The organism is Mycoplasma ovis str. Michigan (genome assembly GCF_000508245.1).
Lineage (GTDB): Bacteria > Bacillota_I > Bacilli_A > Mycoplasmatales > Mycoplasmoidaceae > Eperythrozoon_A > Eperythrozoon_A ovis.
In genome coordinates, this window is sequence record NC_023062.1 from 441583 (window position 1) to 463862 (window position 22280).

Here is a 22280-nt window from a genome sequence, read left to right on the forward strand (position 1 = left end):
AATCATTTGAACCTTGGAGTATTTTTCTAAAGTAATGGTTTGTCTCTCAGCATTTAGTTAATGGATTACCAAGATCTAATAGAACTATCTGAAGAGATAGAAATTAATAAATCTAAGCCAGTAACTGAAGAAGAATTAGAAAGCTACATAATATCTTTATTTGAGTCTCAAGGATACTTTCACTCTAAAGGTAGTGATATCAAGAGAGAGAATTATTATGAAGTTTTACTAATAGAAGATCTCACTAACTTTTTAAAACCTAGATATCCAAAGTTAGATACATACTTTGAAATCTATTCAGATATCAGACACATTGCTGATGATCTGCATAGAGACGATAAAAACTTCTATGAATTCAATAGAGACTTCTTTAAAAAATTAAGTGATGAAATAATCTACACTAGGGAAAGAGATGGAGAGAAACTCCCCATTTCATTAATAGATTTTCAAAATCCAGAAAATAATATTTTCAGAATTGTTAATCAATTTGCAGTTGAAGGAAAAAACCCTAGAAGAGTAGACTTAGTAGTCTATATTAATGGGATTCCATTAGTTGTCTGAGAACTTAAATCTCCTAGTGATGGGCATGTTGGATTAGTTACAGCCCATCAACAGCTCCAGCTTTATCAAAAAGAAATACCAGATCTTTTCAAATACAATGCCTTCTCAGTGCTATGTGATGGAATTCATCATGTCAAATATGGAGTTAACTGAGAATCTCTTGAAAACTTCATGGAATGAAAAAAGATCTCAGATGAGGTTAGTTCGGAGGGAAAAGATAGACTAGATGTCTTAATACAAGGACTTTTTGCGAAAGAAAGAATTATTAAGTACATTGAGAACTTTATTTGATTCAAAGACAGCGATCCCAAAGAAAAGATTATTGGTAGATACCCTCAATTCTTTGGAGCTACAAAGATGTTTGCAAGTATTTTGAAAAACTTGAAACCTAAAGGATCTGGAAAGGGAGGAATATATTTTGGAACTACAGGGTGTGGTAAAAGCTACACTATGTTATTCCTTTCTAGGCTACTCCTTAATTCGGAGTCTCTAAACACACCTTCAATTCTCATAATCTCTGACAGAGTAGAGATTAGTGAGCAATTATGTAAATTATTTCAAAGTTCTACTAATTATCTTGGAGACAAGAATATTGAAGATATTTCTTCTAGACAAAAATTGACTTCATCTTTAAAGAAATTAGTACAGGGGGGAGTATTCTTAACTAATCTACAGAAATTTGAAGAAAGTTGTGAGATACTTTCTGAAAGAAACAATATTATTTGCATTTCCGATGAAGCTCATAGATCAAACCATAATTTTGATGTTGAGCTGAAAGAAGGGGGAGGAGAAACTTGTCCATTTGCTAAAAGACTTCACGAGTCTTTACCTAATGCAACTTATGTAGGTTTCACCGCTACACCCATAGATCAAACTATGGATGTATTCGGAGAAATAGTTGACCGATATACGATGGACGAATCCATCAGTGATGGATTCACTGTGAAACTTAAATTGGAAGTTAAAAAAGGATGATTAAAGCTTCAAGATGAGATCGCGCTAAAAATTATAGAAAAATACAGAGAAGCGAGGGAAACGGGAACTAGTGAGGAATGCATTGAAGAGGATCAAAGAATAAGAACAAAACTAAAGGCTATTTGTAATGTTCAAAGCAGAATAGAAAAAATAACTGATGATATTGTTGAACATTATGAAGCCAGAGTTAACTCTGGTGAAACTGTTTGCGGAAAAGCAATGATAGTTACTGTTGGTAGAGATATTGGATATAAAGTTTGAAGAAGGATCAGGGAAATAAGGCCAGAATGAACAATTAAAGAAAATGAAGCGGGAATGTCAAAGGTTCAATTGGTTATGACAAGAGCCAAAAGTGATGGGGAAGAAATGTACCAATTAATAGGTAATGATGAGTACCAAAAAAAATTAGCTAGAGAGTTCAAAAAGGAAGATTCTGATTTCAAGATAGCAATTGTTAGTGATAAGTGATTAACTGGATTTGATGCTCCTTGTTTAGACACTATGTACCTAGACAGAATATTTCAAGATAAAACGCTTATTCAGGCTGTATCCAGAGTTAATAGGAAATATCTAAGAAAAAACTATGGTTTAGTTGTTTCTTATTGGCCTATTGAAAAATACTGAAAAGATGCTATTAACAAAGTAGGGGGTAGTCAAAGAGGTGGATGTACCTTGGAGGAAGTCATCTCTGCAACTAAAGATAAATTGGAGTTGTTGAATAAACTGTTTCACGATTTTGATAGAAAAACATTTTTAAGCATCCACAACGAAAATGATCAATCAGGTATGGTAGTTAGTTACATAAGGGAAAAAGGTAAACAGTTTCAAGACAAATTTAGTGAATTATATTTCGAATTCATTCACTGATATGACAGTTGATCTAGTGTTGAATTAAGTAAGGAATTAGGTCAAGAAAGGGCTTTCTATAAGCTAATTTACAAATACTGATCAAGACATATTAAAAAAAGCTGGACTCCTATGTCAGAAAAAACTAAACAAGAAATATCAGAACATATGCAAAACATATTTTTTTCTGGGGAAATGTCCCAGCATTCTTTTGGTTATTTAAATGTTTCTTTCCCCTCCGAGCAAGAATATAAAAATAAAGAAGTTACCAGAGATGACAAACAAAGAAAAGCTAAAAAATTAGGAGAAGCTCTTGCGAAAATACATAAAAGTTTTGGGAGAAACTTTTTAGAAAGATTGGCTAAATTGCAAGATGAATATGAATCTCTGTATGAGGCTCAAGGTAGGTTAGAAGCTATTGAAGATGAGGAAGAAAGAAAAAAAGCTATGCAGGAATTTAATTTAGAAGAAAGACTTAAAGCTCTTGATGAAAAAAGAGATGAGTTAGTTGATGAGGGTTACAGAAAAATGAAAGAGCATGAAATTAAAGGATGAACTCAGGAAGAGCAAGTCTTCTTTGATCAACTGAAAGAATTTAATGAAAATTTTGGTTTTGGACTAGAAGAGAAACAATTGTTAGATTTCACAAGAGATCTAAATGAACTTTGAAATGAAAGAAAGGGATGAGGAGATCCAATCAAAAGATTCACTTTATTATCTCAGTTAAAAATGGATATATATAACCTAATAGATAAATACAACTTTTATATTTCAAATGAAACATTTGATAACACAGATGTTGTGATTGTTGAAGAACTAGTGGATTGTTTTAGAAGAATGACTGAATCAAGTTTGTAATTTATACTTCTCGAAAAATATAACTTAAGTTATCAGAAAGAAGTTAATTTTTAACTCTCAAGTAGGTTAGTGCCTAGTAGTCTAAAATCCAACAAACCATGTTTCTCTGATTAAAAGTTTTAGTTGGAGTAATTGCCAAAGGGGCTGGAGCTTTTGCTCCCTTTAAATTGATGGCAAGCCCAGATTCGACTATTAAAGAATAATGCATATCTTGAATTAGATCTTTTAGGAGATACAAATAAGGCAAAGATTTCTTTGGAAGAAGGGCCTAGTAGTTGAAGATATTTTCATAATGTTTATACACAGGATGTTTGTAAAGTAATAACTCCTATGTCTGGGGAAGATAGATTACGTTGTCAACTCATGGAAGGGTGAAATCACATCGTTATAAACTTCGAAATTTTTAGTGGGCATTTAAGGTCAAAAAGTGGCTTTAAAGCCACTTTTATCTGGTTATTTTTTTAGCTGTGAGTAACTAGGAGAAAGGGGAAAGTTAGTCTTAAAAGGACTGATTGGTCCTTCTTCTTCTTTCGGGCCTATAAGTTAATGTTCTTCGTGCACACACTTTTTATAGGAATTCTTTTAAAACTTATTTTCTACTAAACTATTTGTTTTTGTCTAGTAAGCAATTAATCTTTCAAGTCTTAAAGACAGAACAATAAATAAAAATACTAATAACTTTTAAAAAACCTATTCTTTAGTTAAATTTAAGGAATTCCAGCGAACTCAACACTGGCAAAAAATATAAAGGCGGCGCCATTCTGGGCGCCAAAATTGATTATATATCATTCATTATTTTTTATGCAAAAAATAAAAGATTTATTTGAAAATTAAAAACTCTAAAAGTAAATCTATTCTAAGTCCTCTATTCGGCATTTTTGTAATCTCAAACACTTAGAAATTATTTGTTCATTATTTTTTTGTAGTTCAAAAATTGGACTACAAATTTGGTTGAATTTGTCGATTAGGTGCTGGGGCGGAAGTTTGACTTTAAAGCTTTGGAATTTTAAAAGATTAAAGGAAACTATATCAGTCGAATTGTTCAATAATCTCTTTAATTTTGTGACATTTTCCCTAATCAAAAAGTAAATATAAGAAATAGGCAAATTGTTTTTGCCCCCCCCACTCAATGACCCACAAATTGGGAGAAATAATTAATGTCTTGAGTTGATTGATTAATAAACGCCCACCTTGACGACCAGCCGTTCCAACAAATATCAATCCATTTTCGGGAATTAATTTAGCTTTGCATCTTTTAAATCCGGCTTCAGTCAATTGTTCAGAAGTTGAATTTAAAAACTTGCATTCAAAAATGTCTTTTGTTCTTAAAAAAGGTATTCCCCCTTGCTTACAAAAGTAGAGTTTTTCTAAATAAAAATTGGATTTAGGGGGCTGAGAGCCTTTCAAAACTTGAAACAAATTACCTAGAATTTCACTGGTGAATTCTTCTAAATTGTCGAACAAAATATGGTAATAAGATTTCATCCACCCTTCAAGTAATTCGTTAATTTTTCTTTTGTTTTGTATTAACTTCTCGATTGTTTGATATTTGTAGACTATCTTTTTTTGTTCTTCTAATGCAGGAACTACAATCGGTATAGAACAAAATCTTTCATAGGTCAATTCTTCTCTTACCCCCCCCGTAGAGAGATATCTAGCAAGCTTATCGAATGCAATTCTTTTAATTCACAATTCCAGATAATGATTTATTAATTTATCTGGTTGTTTTATGTAGAAAACTACATAAGTATTAGAAATTTGAATAGCATCTAGTTGACTGTTGAGAGCGATGGAGAGTTTATCTCCATTCCTTGCTGTAGATGGTTTGTAACAAAACTGATCTCTTTTGACAATTTGTAATTTATTCTTAATGTTGGATAAATTTACAATGCGACTTTCCACAAAACATTTTTCAATACTTAATCCCTTAATTGGTATGTTTTTGTTATAAATCGCTACCCCTTTAACTCTTTCAATATAACCTCCTAATTTATTCATCCTCTTTAAAAAGCTATTTTTGACCAAAATAATGAAAATCCTGCCCTTGAATACTTATACCTTCCTTTAAAAAATTATTAATAATTACTTTTTTAAAAATAAGCAACAATTAATGGCTTTTTACAAAATATGGAAAAACTAATGGTCTAAGGGCATTAATTAGTTTCCGACACAACAAGAAAAAACAAATTAATTAATAATTAAGTTGAAGTTTTCGGGGGGGGCATTAACGAAGGGGAAAATTGCTGGTGGGTGTGTAGTACTTCTGGGTGGTACTACTTTTACAGGCTTAGTTTGTACAGAAATTTATAAAAATGGAGTATCTAGTGCTTTAGCAAAACTAGGAGGTTGGGTTGTTGAAATTTTTAATTGAAATGGAACTTCTTCTTCACAATCTTCATCACAACCTATAGATCCTATCCCAGCAATAACTGAAGCTTGATCAGTAGTATCAGGTGCATCAACAACAGTCTTGGGTGCTGCAGCAAAAGGATATCAATGAATTGAAAAGAAAGATAATGCACAGTTTTTGGCCACTTTTTTTAAAAACTTTGGAGAATTTAGTTTTGTCAAAAGTGTAGTTTTTAATTTACATCTAACTATTAGGGCATGATTGGGAGTGCTATTTGATTCCAATGTTTTGTCAAAAGTTCCTGATGCACTTAAGATCTTCGCTGCACTGGCAGTCGCTCTCAGTCAAGACGATCACCAGAAGAATGGTGAACAGAAAATGATTAATTGACTTTACTTGAGATTCTTTATTAACCCAAGAAAAATGATTACTATCTTGAAGAGAGGGGCAAAAAGAGCAAAACAGGAGGACGAGATCAAACTTGAATGTAATGGAGCGGGCAAGGGTGGGAAGAAAGGAAAAGAGCTATTGGGATCTTGTTTTATTTGCAAAGATAAGAAAAAGTTAAAGCAGGAAGTGGCAGATTTCTTGAAAGAGGGGAAGATGCCAGAAACTAAGAAAAAAGAATAGTGGGATTATTAATGTACGAAAAAGAACTTAATAAATCATTTATATGTAGTCGAGGACTTCTAAATGGTTTCTTGTTTTTTTCAACAAAATTCCTTTAAGTATTTAATTAATGGTTGATTTAGAGTTTTTGGAGTTCATGCGGTTTTTGAATATTGATTTAAAATTCATTGAAAAATTTTTAAAGAGTAAGTAATATTTCTATGCAAATTTGGAAGTGAGGAATTTCTTCAGCTCCAGTCTTTTCAGGGCTGATTTTTGGAGTACAACAAGTAACACAGTCATCTTCTGAAAGTACAACTTCATTACAAAGTGATCTTTCCGGCCCCCCCCAACAAGTTAATTCATCACATTCTGACGATTCAACACTAGAGCAACAGGATTCATTAGAAGAGTCTCGTTTACAAGACGACGAAAGAAGTAGTCATATAAATCCCGTTTCAAGTAAATTAGATCACTATACTCTCAAACTTGTTACTCCTTGTAATTACGGAACAGGTTGAATTTTGGACTATCAAATTCCTCAGAAAGATCATTATCCAACAGTTTGATACATTGCAACCGCGGCACATGTAGTAAATAGATGAAAATTTGATGGAAAGAAAAACAATAACTATGATCAAGAACTTCCTAAGAGTTGTAAACATGTACAACAAAAAAATTTTGAATTAAGTATTGTAAAAGTTAATGACAAAGATAAGTCAAAACCACACTCAGAAATTGTTTCTCAGGCGAAAATAAAAAAACCTAAATTATTCTGAACAGCTTTGAATCTGTTTAACAAGGAATCCAAATTTGATATACAAGAGAATAACTTCAAAGATTTCGCTGTAATAGAAGTTACTTTTGACAGTGAAGAAATTGCTAAAAAAATGACTAACAACTTTGCTGACAAATATAAAGAGGGATCTTTTGAAGATGCAATAGATGTATTTGGTAGTCCTTTAGACCCTAATAAAACAAAGGAAAATACATCTCGTTTCTATAGCTTAGGTTATCCAGATAAGAGAACAGAATCAATATTTTTTAAGAAAGATAATTGAAGCTGAAAAAATAAAAGAGGGGATGTATTATCAAATGATCAAAAAAATAAATACGGAATTTCTCCAAGAGATAAGGTAAGAGGATTTCTTTCAGCTAAGCATTTTCAAGAAGACAAATACAAATTTAACTGAGGAGGTAAAAAATATAACGAATTTGGTCACTTCTACTATACACAAGGAACCAAGTTAGGAGCTGGTGCTTCTGGTTCTATGGTTGTGGACGAAAATGGAAATCTTCTAGGAGTTAGAGCTATGGAAGGAGAATATTCTTTGTTTACTCCTCTTAGAGCTGAAGAAACAATTTTAGGAGAAATTAAGACCCCTAAATATGACTTGATATTAGGCGCTGAAAAGCAAAACTCTTCTTACAAACAACAAGTAGAAAAACATTTGTTAACAAGTGGAAAGAGAACTTGATTAAGTTCAGTGAAGAATTGAACAAACACAAAACAAGTATCAAAGTAAGAAGTTTTCACATTTAGTAATTAGAAAATTCTTTATATTACTTAATAGAAAATAGAGTTCTATAAGTTGGATTCGAGGGCAACTGAAATTTTTAAACCAAACGCAATGAAAAATAGTACAATATTCAGACTGAATAAAAGTAATATACTATTAGACATACCAAACTTTTTATTGATGCATTAAAGTGACAGAGCAAGTCCTTTTTTCTCACATTCTTCCATTACCGGATGAGGAAGATCAAAAAACAATTGAAGAGTCTTTCAGGGAACAGATAAAGCAATCTGATAATTTACAAATCTCTGTAGGATTTGCTTCCGTAGCTTCATTAACTGAATTAGACAGACTGATTACAGAATCAGGGATTAAAAAAGTGTGTCTAATCTTAGGTATGTATTTTTTTAATGGGTTTCCAAAAAGTCTACATGAATTGGTTCTTAAGATAAACCAGAAATGACAAACATCTGGAATAGGTGAAATTAGACTAATATATCCATTTAAATATCATGGAAAGTTGTATATGTTCTTGAAAGATGAAAACCCATTTTCTGCAATATTAGGATCGGCCAATTTAAGCTTTTTAACTTCTGAATTTACACATTTACATCAATATGAAATAGCTGTATTGTTTGATAACCAAGATAATCTACTAGTTTCTCTTTCTCACATAAATCATCTGAAATCCCCAGATATTTCAGAAAATGTTGCAGTGCTAGAAAAAGAGCATAAACTGTTTGACATTAATCATATGATGGACAGAATAGTTGGTTTGTCATCTGTTTCTAAAGTTGAAACGCATGCAGTGAAAAATCTACAATTGGAGCTTAATTCAACTTTGGAAATACCTTTAATTGATTTGGATTCCGCGGAAAACAAAAAAGTAAGTAAAAGAAGAAAGAAAAAATCTTATATAAGCTTAGGTGTAAAGGAAAAGGGCCAAAAATTATTAGATGAATCTGGAAGCATTGACGACAAGGAATGATTCTACGTAGTTACTGATGATGGATATGAGTTTATGTCTTATGTCGAGGAAAACAAGATCAAGAATTTGTGATTCCATAGAAAAGACAAAGTTTTGGAAAGATGAATAAGGGGAAGAATTGGTGGCAGCTTGCATGTTGTTGATACAGAACACCATCACTTTTCAGATGAAGAGGAAATGGAAAGAGAGATTACTGGTGAAATGTTAAAAGAATATGGTGGCGATCATTTAGTTTTGACTAAAACAAAAAACACCAAAAAAGATGGAAAGGGAATAGAAAGAGATATATGATTCCTTTCTTTTCCTAGAAAATCTATTTAAAAGCTGTAAGAGTTCAGTATTTAAAACAGAATTACCAAATTACTCATAAGTTTTGATTATCTCTAATTTTTACTAGTTAATTATCTAGGAATCTTTTTAATTTAGCAACCTCTCTAGGAATTATTTCTTCTTCCGCTCTATTAATATTTCGTTGTCGCTCTTTTAGTGTTTTGTCTGAAACTAGAACTATCGCAATTACTTTTTGGCAAATTAATTAAAATTTAAGCCCTTTTCTCTTTGCTTTTCTCCTATGAATGCCTTTTTCAAAATAAATCCGAACTGGAACATTTGTCATTTACATTCTGAGGATTCATAAAAAACCACTTATCAGTGAATTAATTTAAAGAAGAACTTTAAGAAAAAAAGACAAATTGAATTGTTTACTTTGTTTCTTTCGGTGTTGCTGGAGGCATAGACCCTTCCGTTAAAAACTTTTTCATATGTTCTATTAATTCGTCTTTTTCTCTGCAGATGAAGCAAACACCTAAAGGAAGAGTGTTTTCTTTTTTCTTCTTTCTTCTTCCTGTTGCGCCATTACATTTCAATTGATTCTCATCGTTTACACTTCCATTCTTGGAGCCTCTTTTCAAAACATTAATGGTTCTTCTAGGATTGACCATAAGTCTCAAATAGAGTCAGTTAATCATATCTTTATTCCCATTCTTGGCAACTTCTTTTTTGCTAAGAAATTTTGCAAGAACTTTAAATGTTTGAAAGGCATCGGGAAATTTAGACAAAGCGTCTGAATCGAATAGTACTCCTAATCATGCTCTAATAGTTAAATGTAGATTAAAAACTACATTTTTTGCAAAACTGAGATTTCAAAAGCTTTTCAGGAAAGTGGCTAGAAACTGTGCATTGTCACTCTCTTTGACTCACTTATAACCCTCTGGAAAGGCTCCGGCAATCATTGTTGCTCATCCAGATACTTTGTCTCAAGCTTGCGTAATCGGGGTTATGGGATCTAGGGGAGTAGAGGGCGCGGAAGGAGGAGAAGCAGAACCAACTCAATTAAAAACTTGAACAACCCAACCTCCTAGTTTTGCTAAAGCACTAGATACTCCATCTTTATAAATTTCTGTACAAACTAAGCCTGTAAAAGTAGTACCACCCAGAAGTACTATACATCCACCAGCAATTTTCCACCTTGTTAATGCCCCCCCCAAGAATCTCAAGCTAAGTATTAATTGGTTTTTTGTACTTAAAAGCTAGTTAAATACCTTTATGTTTTATAAACAACCACTAAACGTTGTTTATTTTTTAATGGGGGATTATTAATAATTTTTTAAAGGAAGTATTAAAAACTAAAGGGCGGGATTTTCATTATTTTAGTCAAAAATAGCTTTTTAAATTTTCACAAATGTCCTTAAAGGGCGGAGATATCTCTTAATAAAGAAAATATTTCTGGGAATTTTGAGAGCTAAATACATTTAATTCAAAAATATGGCTCAATCTGGTGAAATTATTGCTCCTATTGGAAATTACATTACTATTTGCAAGAGAAAAAACAAGAATTTAGAAACCACTAAGTTAGTGGGAGTTACAGTAGAAAAGGAAATTATTTATAAAGATTGTTCTGGAAAACAAAGATTAGAAGATTGTTTAATCGTTGAAAAAGGGGATTTTGTGACTTGCTTAATGCGGGTGGGCAGGGATAAAAGGTTACCGATAGGTTTATATTCAGATTCAGAATTATCTATAGTGAGTTTCAGTTACTACGTGTTTAGAGTTAATAATTCTGACTTACATAGTGAATATTTGATGATATATTTCAAAAACTCAACAATGGATAAAAAATCTGTTTTTTGATCAGATAAGGGAATTAGAGGAACTTTATCTTGAGATAATTTCATCAAACTTCCTATTGTAGTTCCTGCATTAGAAGAACAAAAAAAGATAGTTTACAAATATCAAACAATCGAGCAGTTAATACAAAACAAAAGAAAAATTAACGAATTGTTGGAAAAGTGGATGAAAGCTCACTATCATATTTTGTTTGATAATTTGGAAGAATTCACCAGTGAAATTCTAGGTAATTTGTTTCAAGTTTTGAAAGGCTCTCAGCCCCCTAAATCCAATTTTTATTTAGAAAAACTCTACTTTTGTAAGCGAGGGGGAATACCTTTTTTAAGAACAAAAGACATTTTTGAATGCAAGTTTTTAAATTCAACTTCTGAACAATTGACTGAAGCCGGATTTAAAAGATGCAAAGCTAAATTAATTCCCGAAAATGGATTGATATTTGTTGGAACGGCTGGTCGTCAAGGTGGACGTTTATTAATCAATCAACTCAAGACATTAATTATTTCTCCCAATTTGTGGGTCATTGAGGGGGGGGCAAACACAATTTGCCTATTTCTTATATTTACTTTTTGATTAGGGAAAATGCCACAAAATTAAAGAGATTATTGAACAATTCGACTGATATAGTTTCCTTTACATCTTTCAAAATTCCAGCTTTAAAGTCAAACTTCCGCCCCAGCACCTAATCGACAAATTCAACCAAATTTGTAGTCCAATTTTTGAACTACAAAAGCTTTAAAGTCAAACTTCCGCCCCAGCACCTAATCGACAAATTCAACCAAATTTGTAGTCCAATTTTTGAACTACAAAAAAATAATGAACAAATAATTACTAAATGTTTGAGATTACAAAAATGTATCGTTGAAACTTTGGTTTAATTGCTACTGCACAAAAGAAAATCAATTTGAAGTTAAGTATTTATCTCGCCCTAGAGAAAACGAGATGATGATTACAAAGTCTCTGAAAAAGGTTTATTGGGTTTTTTCACAATCTTTGTTTAGCGAAAAGAGAGAGAGAGAGAGAGAGAGAGAGAAGAGAGAGAGAGAGAGAGAGAGAGAGATTCATTTTTCTCGTTCAGTTTGTAGCGCAATAAATATGCGATATACAGATGTCTTTAGAACAAGACAAAATATTTGAGAAAGGCCCAAAAGACAAAAATCTACAAATAAATGACAAGGGTGACTTTCATTGACAAACTGTTTGAATTTTCGTTATCATTCTCTTCAAAACTTTAGTGGCTTTCATTCGACTTATTTAAAGATTTTTGAACGGGACTCTTAAGAAATGTCTAAGATCCGAACGAACTCAACAAATTTCTCCGTTGTACTATTTAATTAAGAAAAAAGTATTCATTAAATGAATCTTCTTTTAAAAGGAAGCTCCTTACTCCTTTTGGGAGGAGGGAGTTGCGTTCTTCCTTTTTTAAATCTTCCTACTGCTTTCCACTCATCTCCTTACGGCACTTCACAAAGTTCTGATGCATCTACTCAAGGTCTGGGTGACACAATTGCCACCCCCTCCAAACCACTTAACACCGGCTCTACAGATGCTGGCGAAGTAGGAACAAGAGGCGAGGCAACAGCTTAGACCTAAACAAGAAGAATTGGGAAATTGTGTAGTGCAATCAGGAACAGATAAAGTAACTTCCAAATCATCTGAATCCTCTAAATACACTTCATTATCTTGTGATAATGGTGGCAAGGGTGACGATGTCATAACAGCAAGATGAGACTTGTGAATTCCAACTATTTTTTTACAAAATCAAGGAAATGATTTGAAAGAGGGGGACAAAATTAATGTAAAAGCTGAAACAATTACTATCGAAACTCCGCAAGATGTAGATGATTGAGATCTTTCTATAACGAAATTTACAAGTAAGAGTTTTGTTGAACCGGAGATAACTGGGAAATGGGGAGGAGGGGTTCTAAATGGTGTTTTTGGAGATGAGGAAAAACAAGTATATACAGTAAAGATAATGGAACCGCAAACAGAAGAAAACAGTTTAATGTATCTGAGGTACTAAAAATTTTTAAAAACAAGTAGTAACCCATTCTCCTTTTATCCTTCTAGAGTTCAACAAAAATTATTAAGTAGGAATAATATTTCCGTAACACAAAAAATCAATTAAATATCCAGATGGATAAAGCTGTTAATTCGCTGAAAAGGTTTTCTCCTCTTGGGCAGTATATTTCTTTAGTCTCCAAAAAAAATAGGAATTTAGAAAGCACCAAATTAATTGGTGTTAGTTCAGATAAGGAGATCATAGTTTCTCTTTATTCTGGAAAAAATACCAATTTAACTTGATGCCTGTTAATTTCTAATAACCAATTTGTGGTTAGATTGATGGATATTGAAGAAACGAGAAAATTGGCAGTAGGGCTTTACAAGAGAAAAGAGTTAGCTGTCGTTTCTTCCCAATATCACGTTTTTGAAGTCAACAACCCTAATCTCTCGAGTGAATACTTGATGTTGATTTTTAAAAAAGAGTCAACAGATCTACAGCTACTTTACATGTGCTTTGGAGGAGTTCGGGGCGAATTATCTTGAAAAGATTTCATAAAACTTCCCATTTCAGTACCTCCGCTGGAGGTTCAAAAAAAGGTAGTTAATAAATACGAAACTCTAGATAAAACTATTCAACTAAAGAAAAAAATAAACGAGAAACTTGAAGATTTCATGCAATGTCTATTCCATTTAATGTTTGACAATTTAGAAGAATTTTCAAATGAAACTTTTGGAAATTTATTTCAAATCGTAAGATGGGGGCAGACCTACAAGATCTAATAAATATTTGGAAAAGCTTTATTTCTGTAAAAAAGGCGGAATTCCTTCTTTAACAGTTAGTGATATCAATAGATATAACACTAAATTTGTGGGATATGTGGAAGAGTATTTGACTGAAGAGGGCATGCGAAAAAGCAAAACACAAATCATTCCGTCCTATACCCTATTATTCATTGGGGGGGGCGTCAATGCCCCTCAATTAGGAAAAGTAAAAATTAATTTTGTTCTCTAACAGTCAATTCAACTCTTTGAGCTTTATGAAATAATCCACAAAGAAAACATTTTCCAATTCCCTTAACCTTTTCCTATTTTTTAATCAAAGAAAATGTTTGACATTTAAAAAATTTAATTAATAGTTCAACAGATAGAGTTTCATTTGATCTGAAAAGATTCAAGAACTTCAAGGTTAAACTCCCCCCCCAACAATTAATCGATAAATTCAACCAAATTTGTAATCCAATTTTTGAATTACAAAAAAATAATGAACAAATAATTTCTAAGTGTTTGAGATTACAAAAATGCTGAATTGAAACGTTAGATTAACTTTTTTTACTTTATCTCCACTCTTTTATCTTGGTAATCTTTATTTTTTTATGTTCTTCCTTCTTTAGTTCTTTTTCGTCATTCGAATTCCAAGATTTACTTCAAGGCTTTTGTTCTTTGCCTTGTGAGAAACCTTGAATAGTTCAAACAATTGGCACTAATTGACCATTCTGGGCACCCAAGGGATTAACGAGCTGCTTGTCATAATTTCATGATTTAACAACTCCAAATTTATCTGGCAAAGAAATTAATTTATCCTTTATCGATTTTCTTTGTTCTGGCTTGGATTGTTCAGAGCTTAACTTATATTCAGTAACTTTTGTTGTTTTGGGTTTTATTTCGCATGCATCTAGATTTTTACCACAAATTTGGTGAATTTTTTCAACTGTTTCGGCAGGCATATTTAATTCTCCTTTGCTTCATGAATTCAAGTAAGTCTTCATTTCTTCCTTCAAAATTTTTCGTAATTTAGTTAATTCTGATTCAACTTCTGTCTTAAGGTTTTGCCACACAAGCTCAGTAAGCAGAAGTTCTGGATCTTCAGTTCCCTTAACCTTAGGATATTCCCATTCGTCGCAAAACTTTTCTTCGGCAAATAAATCTTCTTCCTCCTCGCCTCCCCCCCCGTCCTCGTCACTCTCCTCACTGTCTTCTTCGTCTTCCTCATCTGCTAAATCAGAATCAAGAGTTACAGTTATTCACTCATCTGTATCTATCAAATTTCCGCTACATTTTGAATCAAGTTTCCTAAATTTATCAAGAATAAATTTCTTTTTCACAATATTCTCAAGATCTGAATAAGAATAGTCTTTCTGATTCAACTGCAAATCTTCCAATTTTTCTTGTTTTAATAATTCTTTGATAACTCTTCTAACAATATTCATGTTTCTTCTATTGATTCAATAAGTAACTGATAAATCATTCTTTCCGACAGTAATCTTTTCCCCTGAACCATTTTTTCCCAGAATTACACTTCCATCGCTTTCGGATTCAACCTTCACAATCCCTTTGACTTCGTCCTCCGAAAATTCAACTTGTTGGCCCCCCCCACCAGAAGATTGAACATAATATTTTTCTGGGACTTGAATTTCTACTTCTTTTGTTTCTCAAGATTCATCAGTAGTTTCATTACTTAATTCTTCACCCTTATATCAATGCCTTTTCATTCAATCAGTATTGCTTAATACTTCTTGAGCGAATGTTTTTTCTTGTCCCGAGTTACTTACTTGTCCAAAAGAATTAGATGTTTTGTATCAAGCACTTGAAGACATAAATGGGGCTCCCCCTCCAGATATATCGGAAACTGTCATATTCCCGAAATCATGATCCAACTTAACAGTCTTCTTAAGAATGTCTCTAACATCAATATCCTGAACATTTATAGAGTCTCATTCATCAAATTGATCCACAAAATGCTTTAATTCATTATCAGGCAGAAAACTTACAGCCATAACTCCTTTGTAATTTTCGTTCCCGTCAGAACCAGCGGGTTCTGAGCCATTTCCAACTCCCTCCCATTCAATTACATGAATATTTTGGGCTCATTTATCTAAACGCTCGTGTTTTATAGTTTTGCCATCCTCGGAGACTGAAGTTAAAACAACTTCATATGGCGAGACATGAGACCCTATGTCTCTCCTGCCTAGCCATCGATTACGATGTATTTTACCAATTACCTGAATTCCCAGTTGACGATTTTTTAAATATTGCGTTCCCTTATTGACAACAATCCCTTTTGGGTTGTTTGTTAATCCAATTGTTTTTACTAGAAAAGCTCCAGAATTGTCATTTTTATAATCATTGGGCCAAGTTAAGTTGTCATTGTATACTTGAATTCAATCTTCAATATCTTCAGTAGTAATACTGAGTATTCCTTCTGAATCAATAAGATCTCCTGAGACATAGACAGCAGGAGAAAAAGAAGATAGAAATGCAGCCAAAAATCATTTGAATTTTCGCCTCATTAACCTTATTGGATTTAAATAAATAAAAGCTCAAAATTTACGGATAGAACTAGATCCAAATAGAACTTAAAAAGTTTTTTAAAAAATTATTTTTGAATTTTTATTTATTCAACGGTTTTATAGAAAAATAAACATAATTACGTTTTTACCTCAATTTTCACAAAAATAATCACTTAACTACAGAAAAATAAAAAATTTTTAAATAGATTTAGTCAGTAAGTTTCGAATAAGTCAATAGAAATGGGTGAATGCCACAATAAAACCCAAAAAAGTTGTTGCTCCGATAGGTAATTACATAACTTTATGCAAAGAGACAAATAAAAATTTAGTAACCACTAAATTAGTTGGAGTTACAGTAAAGAAGGAAATAATTCCTTCTCTAAGTTTCAACCAAAATACTAATTTAAGTAATTTTCAAGTGGTAAGAAATGGGGATTTTATAACCAGCTTATTGCAGGTAGGAAGGGATGGAAAGCTACCTGTCGGTCTATATATAGATTCAAGTCCTGCTTTAGTAAGCCCTTACTACAGAGTATTCAAAGTAAATAATTCTGGCCTTAATAGTGAATTTTTAATGATTTACTTTAAAAATTCAAGAATAGATAAGCAAGCAGTTTTTCTGGCCGGAGGGGGAGTAAGAGATAGTCTTTCTTGGAAAAAATTTTTAAAAATTCCTATTTCTGTTCCGGAATTAGTAATTCAAGAAAAAAGAGTTTACAAATATCAAGCAGTTGAAAAGTTGATAAATGTAAAGAAAAAAATTAATGAATTATTAGAGAAATGAATGGAAAATTACTACTACATTTTCTTTAGTAATTCTTTTAAGAAAGACTATGTTATTAAAAGTGTTAAAGAATTATTTTCCATATCTGGAGGCTCAAAACCTCCTAAATATAGCCAAGAATTAGAAAAAAAATATTTTTGCAAAGAGGGAGGAACTCCTTGGATCAAAGTTAAAGATGTAACTGAATCTGGATTTAAATTTGTCTCAAATTCTGAAGAACAATTAACTATTGCTGGAGCAGAAAAGTGTAAGGCCAAAATAATTTCTTCTTATAGCTTACTTATGGTAGCTATGGGAGTTGGGAAAAAATCCATAGCGAAATTGGGAATAAATCTTATAGATTTGTACATTAGCAGTCACTTCTGACACTTAGACTACAAAGAAGGTAAATATTTATATTATTCCTATTTTCTTGTTAAAGATATTTGAAATAAATGAAGTTGAAAAAGTGTAAATAATTCAACTGCAACAATAGGTTTAAATTTGCGAAAATTTAAATCCTTGCAAGTAAAAATTCCAAAAAAAATTGAATTGATCTCCAGGTTCAACCAAATTTGCAAACCTATTTTTGAGCTACAAAAATCTAATGAGTTAATTATTAATAAGTTGTTAAAGATGCAAAAGGGATGAATTGAAACATTAGATTAATTATTTTTCTTGTTTTTTTGTTTCTTCAGGCATCTTCCCTTCCTTTAAAAAAGTCTTAATTTGGTCTATTAACTGATTCTTACTTTGACAAATAAAACAGATTCCTAGTGGAAGATTTTCTCCTCTTTCTTTCTTTTTCTTCTTTTTTGCACCATTGCACTTCAAATCATCCTCACCTTTTAGTTGTCCATTCTTTGATCCTCTTTTCAAAACATTAATAGTTCTCCTAGGGTTAACCATCAATCTCAAATAAAGTCAGTTAATCATATCTTTATCTCCATTTTTCAAAGTATCATCCTTACTAAGAAACTGAGCGAGAACGTTAAATGTTTGAAAAGCCTCAGAAAATTTAGATAAAGCATTTGAGTCAAATAGCACTCCCAACCACGCTCTAATAGTCAGATGTAAATTAAAAACTACATCTTTTACAAAACTAAAGTCTCAAAAGTTTTTTAAAAAAGTAGCCAAAAACAATGAATTTTCACTTTTTACAATTCATTGATATCCTGATGATACGGCACCAAAAACTGTTGTTGATGCATCGGATACTGTTGATCAGGCTTGAGTTATTGCGGGAACAGGATCTATAGGTTGAGAAGGGGTTGGCGGAGGAGGAGACCCGTTTCAATTAAAAACTCCAACAACTCATCCTCCAAGTTTTGCTAAGGCGCTAGATACTAAACTTTTCTGAATTTCTGCAAAAGTTAAACCTGTTCCAGCTGTAAAACCAAGAAATAATATACACCCACCAGCAATTTTTCCCTGTGTTAATGCCCCCCCCGAAAATTTCAACCTAAGTACTAATTTGTTTTTTGTATTTAAAAGCTAAATAACTAAATACCTTTAAATTATTAGTATTTCAATGTATTAAACAACCATTATTTGTTGTTTATCTATAAAAACCAAAGAGAATATTTCTAGAAATAATAAAAATTTATAAATTCCGAAGAAAAGCAATTACCTGCAGAAAAAACAAAAAAATTCAGAAAAAAATTAATTTTTAAGATCTGATTTTCACACTACGAGAAAATAGTGCATTAATTATTAACAAATTATTAAAGATGAAAGTTTTAGATTAAACTTTCTTACTCTCTCTCAAGTCCTTTATCTTTGTAATTTTTATTGATTTGTGTTCTTTCTGAATTTCTTTTTTGTCTTCATTGGAATTCAAAGATTTATGTCAAGGTTTTTGATTTTGTCCTTGTGAAAAACCTTGAATAGTTCAAACAATGGGAACTAACTTCTTATTTTGAGGGTCTTTAGGGAAAGCGAACTTGTTTTCCTGATTTCAAGAATCAACAACTCCAAATTTATCTGGCAAAGAAACTAATTGTTCCTTGATTGATTTGCGTTGTTCTTGTTTTAGTTTGTACTCAGTAACTTTTGTTGTTTTAGGTTTTTTTTCACATGCTTCGAAATCTTTTCCGCAAATTTGATTAATTTGTTCAACTTGTTCAGGTGACATGTTTAATCCCTTCTTGTCGCTTGAATTCAAGTAAGTCTTCATTTCTTCCTTCAAGATTTTTCGTAATTTATCTAGTTCTTTTTCCACTTCTTGTTTGAGATCTGCTCATACCAACTCAGTAAGCTTAAGCTCGGATTCTTCGATCCCCTCTACTTTTGGATATGCTCATTTGTTGCAAAACTTTTCTTCTTCAAATTCGAAATCACCTCCTCCCTCATCATCACTATCATCCTCCTCTCCTTCCGCCTCTTCTTCCTCATCTTCTGAACTAGAACTTAGATCAAAAGATATTCAATCATCTATTAAATTTCCACTGCACTTTGTATCAAATTCTCTAAATTTATCAAGAATAAATTTCTTTTTCACAATATTCTCGAGATCAGAATAAGAATATTCTTGTTCACCCAATTCCAAATCTTCCAATTTTTCTTGAATTAATAGTTCTTTAATAACTCTTCTTACAATATTCATGTTCCTCCTCCTTATCCAATAGGCAACTGACAAATCATCCTTTCCAACAGTAATCTTATCTGCCCCCCCCGAATTGTTCTTTCCAAGAATAACACCTCCTTCACCTCCTTTTTCAACTTTCACAATCCCTTTTACTTCATCCTCGGAAAATTCAAATTTCTGATCCCCTGAAGAAGATTTGAAGTAATATTTTTTAGGCACTTGAATTTCAACTTCCTTTGCCTCTAGAGATGTATCGGTAGTTTCATTTTTAAAATCCTCACCCTTATATCAAGATCTTTTCATTCAAGTGGTTTTATCTAATATCTCTTGTGCAAATGTTTTTTCTTGTCCCGAACTACTTACTTGTCCGAAAGAATTAGATAATTGATAACCAACAATTGAGGTTAAAAATGTACTTCCGTTTCCATCTGTATCGGAAACTTTCATATTCCCGAAATCATGATCCAACTTAACAGTCTTCTTAAGAATGTCTCTAACATCAATATCCTGAACATTTATAGAGTCTCATTCATCAAATTGATCCACAAAATGCTTTAATTCATTATCAGGCAGAAAACTTACAGCCATAACTCCTTTGTAATTTTCGTTCCCGTCAGAACCAGCGGGTTCTGAGCCATTTCCAACTCCCTCCCATTCAATTACATGAATATTTTGGGCTCATTTATCTAAACGCTCGTGTTTTATAGTTTTGCCATCCTCGGAGACTGAAGTTAAAACAACTTCATATGGCGAGACATGAGACCCTATGTCTCTCCTGCCTAGCCATCGATTACGATGTATTTTACCAATTACCTGAATTCCCAGTTGACGATTTTTTAAATATTGCGTTCCCTTATTGACAACAATCCCTTTTGGGTTGTTTGTTAATCCAATTGTTTTTACTAGAAAAGCTCCAGAATTGTCATTTTTATAATCATTGGGCCAAGTTAAGTTGTCATTGTATACTTGAATTCAATCTTCAATATCTTCAGTAGTAATACTGAGTATTCCTTCTGAATCAATAAGATCTCCTGAGACATACACAGCAGGAGAAAAAGAAGATAGAAATGCAGCCAAAATTCATTTGAATTTTCGCCTCATTAACCTTTATTAGATTTAGATAAAAACAGTACTTATGGCCAGAATTCTTTTAAAGTTTCACTTAAATAGGTTTTTAAACCTATTTTTGAACTATAAAAATCTAATGAATTAATTATTTTTCTTTCTTTTGTGTTTCTTCAGGCATCTTTCCTTCTTTTAAGAAATTAACCACGTGATCTATTAATTTGTTTGAGCTTTGACAAATAAAACAAATTCCTAAGGGTAAATTTGTTCCTGTTGCCTTTTTGGGTTTCTTCTTTTTTGGCCCATTACATTTAAGACTATTTTCATCCTTTATATCTTGGTGTTTTTGACTTCTACTCAAAATAGTAATCATTCTCCTAGGATTAACCAATAATCTCAAATAAAGTCAATTGATCATATCTTTGTCCCCTTTTCCGTTTTTTGATAGAAAAGCAGAAAGTATCTTAAATGTTTTAAAGGCATCGGGAAATTTAGACAAAGTATTTGAGTCAAAAAGTATTCCCAATCAAGCTCTAGCAGTTAAATGGAAATTAAAAACGATATCTTTTACAAAGTCAAATTTTCAAAAATTCTTAAAGAAAGTAGTTACTGACTGAAAGTTTTCACTTGTTTTTATTCACTCATAACCTGATGAAATGGAATCAAAAACTGTTGTGGATACTCCGGAAACTGATTCCCAAACTCCAATCAATGGAGTAATGGGATCTAAAGGTTGTGATGAAGCTTGAGATCCTGAACCTTCGGTACTAAAAGTGCTAGAAATTAATCCTCCAATTTTTTCAAGAGCTTTAGACACCACATTTCCCTTAATTTCTGTGCAGGCTAATCCTGTAAAAGTAGTAAATCCAAGAAACAATAAACAACCTCAAGAAACTTTCCCCCTTGTTAATGCCCCCCCCGAAAGTATCAAACTACTTATTAACTAAAGACTCTTTAAAAAGCTAATTAATTTTTGAATTAATTGATATTTTTTAAAAGGGAAGTTATTAATTATTAAAAATTAAAAGGTCATGGCTTTATTGAGGGGGGGGATATTGTCTCACAAGTTAGTTAATTTAAGTTGTGTTGGATTGATATCTGGAGCTTCAATATCCGGATTAATTTATGACTTGAGGCACGAAAAAAGAGTAATCAACTTAATTAACAAATTCGGAGAGTCAATTTCAAATCTTTTTGATTTTTTAAATAACAAAAGCAAAAGAGAATCTTTTGCTGATTTATTCAAAGGAGAACAACTAGAAAAAACAGTAAGGGCTACTAAGTTATTATTTGGAGATACTTCACAAGAGTTAAGTAAATACTTCAAAATATCATCTAATCTATTTACATATGTATTACTTAGATTTTTGAAGGAACCTTCAAAAATTACTAATAAATTTAAAAGGTTTTCTGGTATGCTAAGTAGAATACTTAAGAAAGCGCAAGAAGAATTGCCCTCTTTAAATTTGGAGGGCAAAAATCCTTATTCTCTGGATATAGCCAAAATGAGTCTATACTTAGGCGTAAAAGAGGGAGGTTGCGGAGAAGATATTTTTGAAAATACTTGAGAAAATCATATGTTGTATAGATCTAAGACTAATGGTTCAGACTTAGAGTGATTAAAGCAGACTCAGAGAAACTCTAATAATGCTAATTCCTGATCTCAAGGAATTGATTGTTCTAGTCTTTTTGGAAACAGTAAAGTAAAATAAAATTTTTATTCACTTTTAAGTGAATAAATTAAAT

General features: G+C 32.0%; 17 protein-coding genes. 11 read left to right on the forward strand and 6 right to left on the reverse strand.

The annotated features are described in order from the left end of the window. Nucleotides 1-60: 60 nt before the first annotated feature. Nucleotides 61-3240: a type I restriction endonuclease subunit R gene (locus MR07_RS02490; RefSeq protein WP_024071320.1), complete on the forward strand. Its 3180-nt coding sequence runs from the start codon at nt 61-63 to the stop codon at nt 3238-3240. Nucleotides 3241-4314: 1074 nt separating this feature from the next. On the opposite strand, the gene MR07_RS04165 is transcribed toward MR07_RS02490, so the two are convergent. Continuing rightward, a complete protein-coding gene (locus MR07_RS04165; RefSeq protein WP_024071323.1) occupies nt 4315-5238 on the reverse strand; it encodes a restriction endonuclease subunit S in 924 nt (307 codons plus the stop codon). A 205-nt stretch (nt 5239-5443) separates the two neighbouring features. On the opposite strand from MR07_RS04165, the gene MR07_RS02505 reads away from it, so the two are divergent. The 3 genes from MR07_RS02505 (at nt 5444) to MR07_RS02515 (ending at nt 9025) form a co-directional block, all read left to right on the forward strand. Continuing rightward, nucleotides 5444-6220, forward strand: coding sequence for a hypothetical protein (locus tag MR07_RS02505; protein ID WP_024071325.1), 777 nt, complete (start codon nt 5444-5446; stop codon nt 6218-6220). A gap of 200 nt (nt 6221-6420) precedes the next feature. Further along, nucleotides 6421-7725 carry an MIP family Ig-specific serine endopeptidase gene (locus MR07_RS02510; RefSeq protein ID WP_024071327.1) on the forward strand — a complete coding sequence of 435 codons (1305 nt, stop codon included), beginning with the start codon at nt 6421-6423 and terminating at the stop codon, nt 7723-7725. A 184-nt stretch (nt 7726-7909) separates the two neighbouring features. Then, nucleotides 7910-9025, forward strand: coding sequence for a restriction endonuclease PLD domain-containing protein (locus MR07_RS02515; protein ID WP_024071328.1), 1116 nt, complete (start codon nt 7910-7912; stop codon nt 9023-9025). Between the two features lie 380 nt (nt 9026-9405). On the opposite strand, the gene MR07_RS02520 is transcribed toward MR07_RS02515, so the two are convergent. Continuing rightward, nucleotides 9406-10200 (reverse strand): hypothetical protein, encoded by a 795-nt coding sequence (locus MR07_RS02520; RefSeq protein WP_024071330.1) that lies wholly within the window; start codon nt 10198-10200, stop codon nt 9406-9408. Nucleotides 10201-10468: 268 nt separating this feature from the next. Between MR07_RS02520 and MR07_RS02525 the strand changes: the two genes are divergently transcribed. The 5 genes from MR07_RS02525 (at nt 10469) to MR07_RS02550 (ending at nt 13844) form a co-directional block, all read left to right on the forward strand. Continuing rightward, nucleotides 10469-11425 (forward strand): restriction endonuclease subunit S, encoded by a 957-nt coding sequence (locus MR07_RS02525; RefSeq protein WP_024071331.1) that lies wholly within the window; start codon nt 10469-10471, stop codon nt 11423-11425. Nucleotides 11426-12184: 759 nt separating this feature from the next. Further along, complete coding sequence (locus MR07_RS02535; protein ID WP_024071333.1) at nt 12185-12415, forward strand: hypothetical protein; 231 nt, start codon at nt 12185-12187, stop codon at nt 12413-12415. A 31-nt stretch (nt 12416-12446) separates the two neighbouring features. Beyond that, nucleotides 12447-12851 (forward strand): hypothetical protein, encoded by a 405-nt coding sequence (locus MR07_RS02540; RefSeq protein ID WP_144079562.1) that lies wholly within the window; start codon nt 12447-12449, stop codon nt 12849-12851. Between the two features lie 113 nt (nt 12852-12964). Further along, a complete protein-coding gene (locus MR07_RS02545; RefSeq protein WP_043901195.1) occupies nt 12965-13612 on the forward strand; it encodes a restriction endonuclease subunit S in 648 nt (215 codons plus the stop codon). A 7-nt stretch (nt 13613-13619) separates the two neighbouring features. After that, nucleotides 13620-13844: a restriction endonuclease subunit S domain-containing protein gene (locus tag MR07_RS02550; protein ID WP_043901196.1), complete on the forward strand. Its 225-nt coding sequence runs from the start codon at nt 13620-13622 to the stop codon at nt 13842-13844. A 322-nt stretch (nt 13845-14166) separates the two neighbouring features. On the opposite strand, the gene MR07_RS02555 is transcribed toward MR07_RS02550, so the two are convergent. After that, entirely contained in the window at nt 14167-16119 is a 1953-nt protein-coding gene (locus tag MR07_RS02555; protein WP_024071335.1) for a hypothetical protein, read from the reverse strand. Between the two features lie 244 nt (nt 16120-16363). Between MR07_RS02555 and MR07_RS04245 the strand changes: the two genes are divergently transcribed. Next, a complete protein-coding gene (locus MR07_RS04245) occupies nt 16364-17551 on the forward strand; it encodes a restriction endonuclease subunit S (RefSeq protein ID WP_024071336.1) in 1188 nt (395 codons plus the stop codon). On the opposite strand, the gene MR07_RS02565 is transcribed toward MR07_RS04245, so the two are convergent. From MR07_RS02565 to MR07_RS02575, 3 genes are all read right to left on the reverse strand, one after another. After that, on the reverse strand, nt 17552-18343 hold the full coding sequence (locus MR07_RS02565; protein ID WP_024071337.1) for a hypothetical protein: 792 nt from the start codon (nt 18341-18343) through the stop codon (nt 17552-17554). Between the two features lie 283 nt (nt 18344-18626). Next, nucleotides 18627-20570, reverse strand: coding sequence for a hypothetical protein (locus tag MR07_RS02570; RefSeq protein ID WP_024071338.1), 1944 nt, complete (start codon nt 20568-20570; stop codon nt 18627-18629). Nucleotides 20571-20682: 112 nt separating this feature from the next. Beyond that, nucleotides 20683-21465, reverse strand: coding sequence for a hypothetical protein (locus MR07_RS02575; RefSeq protein WP_024071339.1), 783 nt, complete (start codon nt 21463-21465; stop codon nt 20683-20685). Between the two features lie 100 nt (nt 21466-21565). On the opposite strand from MR07_RS02575, the gene MR07_RS02580 reads away from it, so the two are divergent. Further along, nucleotides 21566-22246 carry a hypothetical protein gene (locus tag MR07_RS02580; protein ID WP_024071340.1) on the forward strand — a complete coding sequence of 227 codons (681 nt, stop codon included), beginning with the start codon at nt 21566-21568 and terminating at the stop codon, nt 22244-22246. Nucleotides 22247-22280 lie beyond the last annotated feature (34 nt).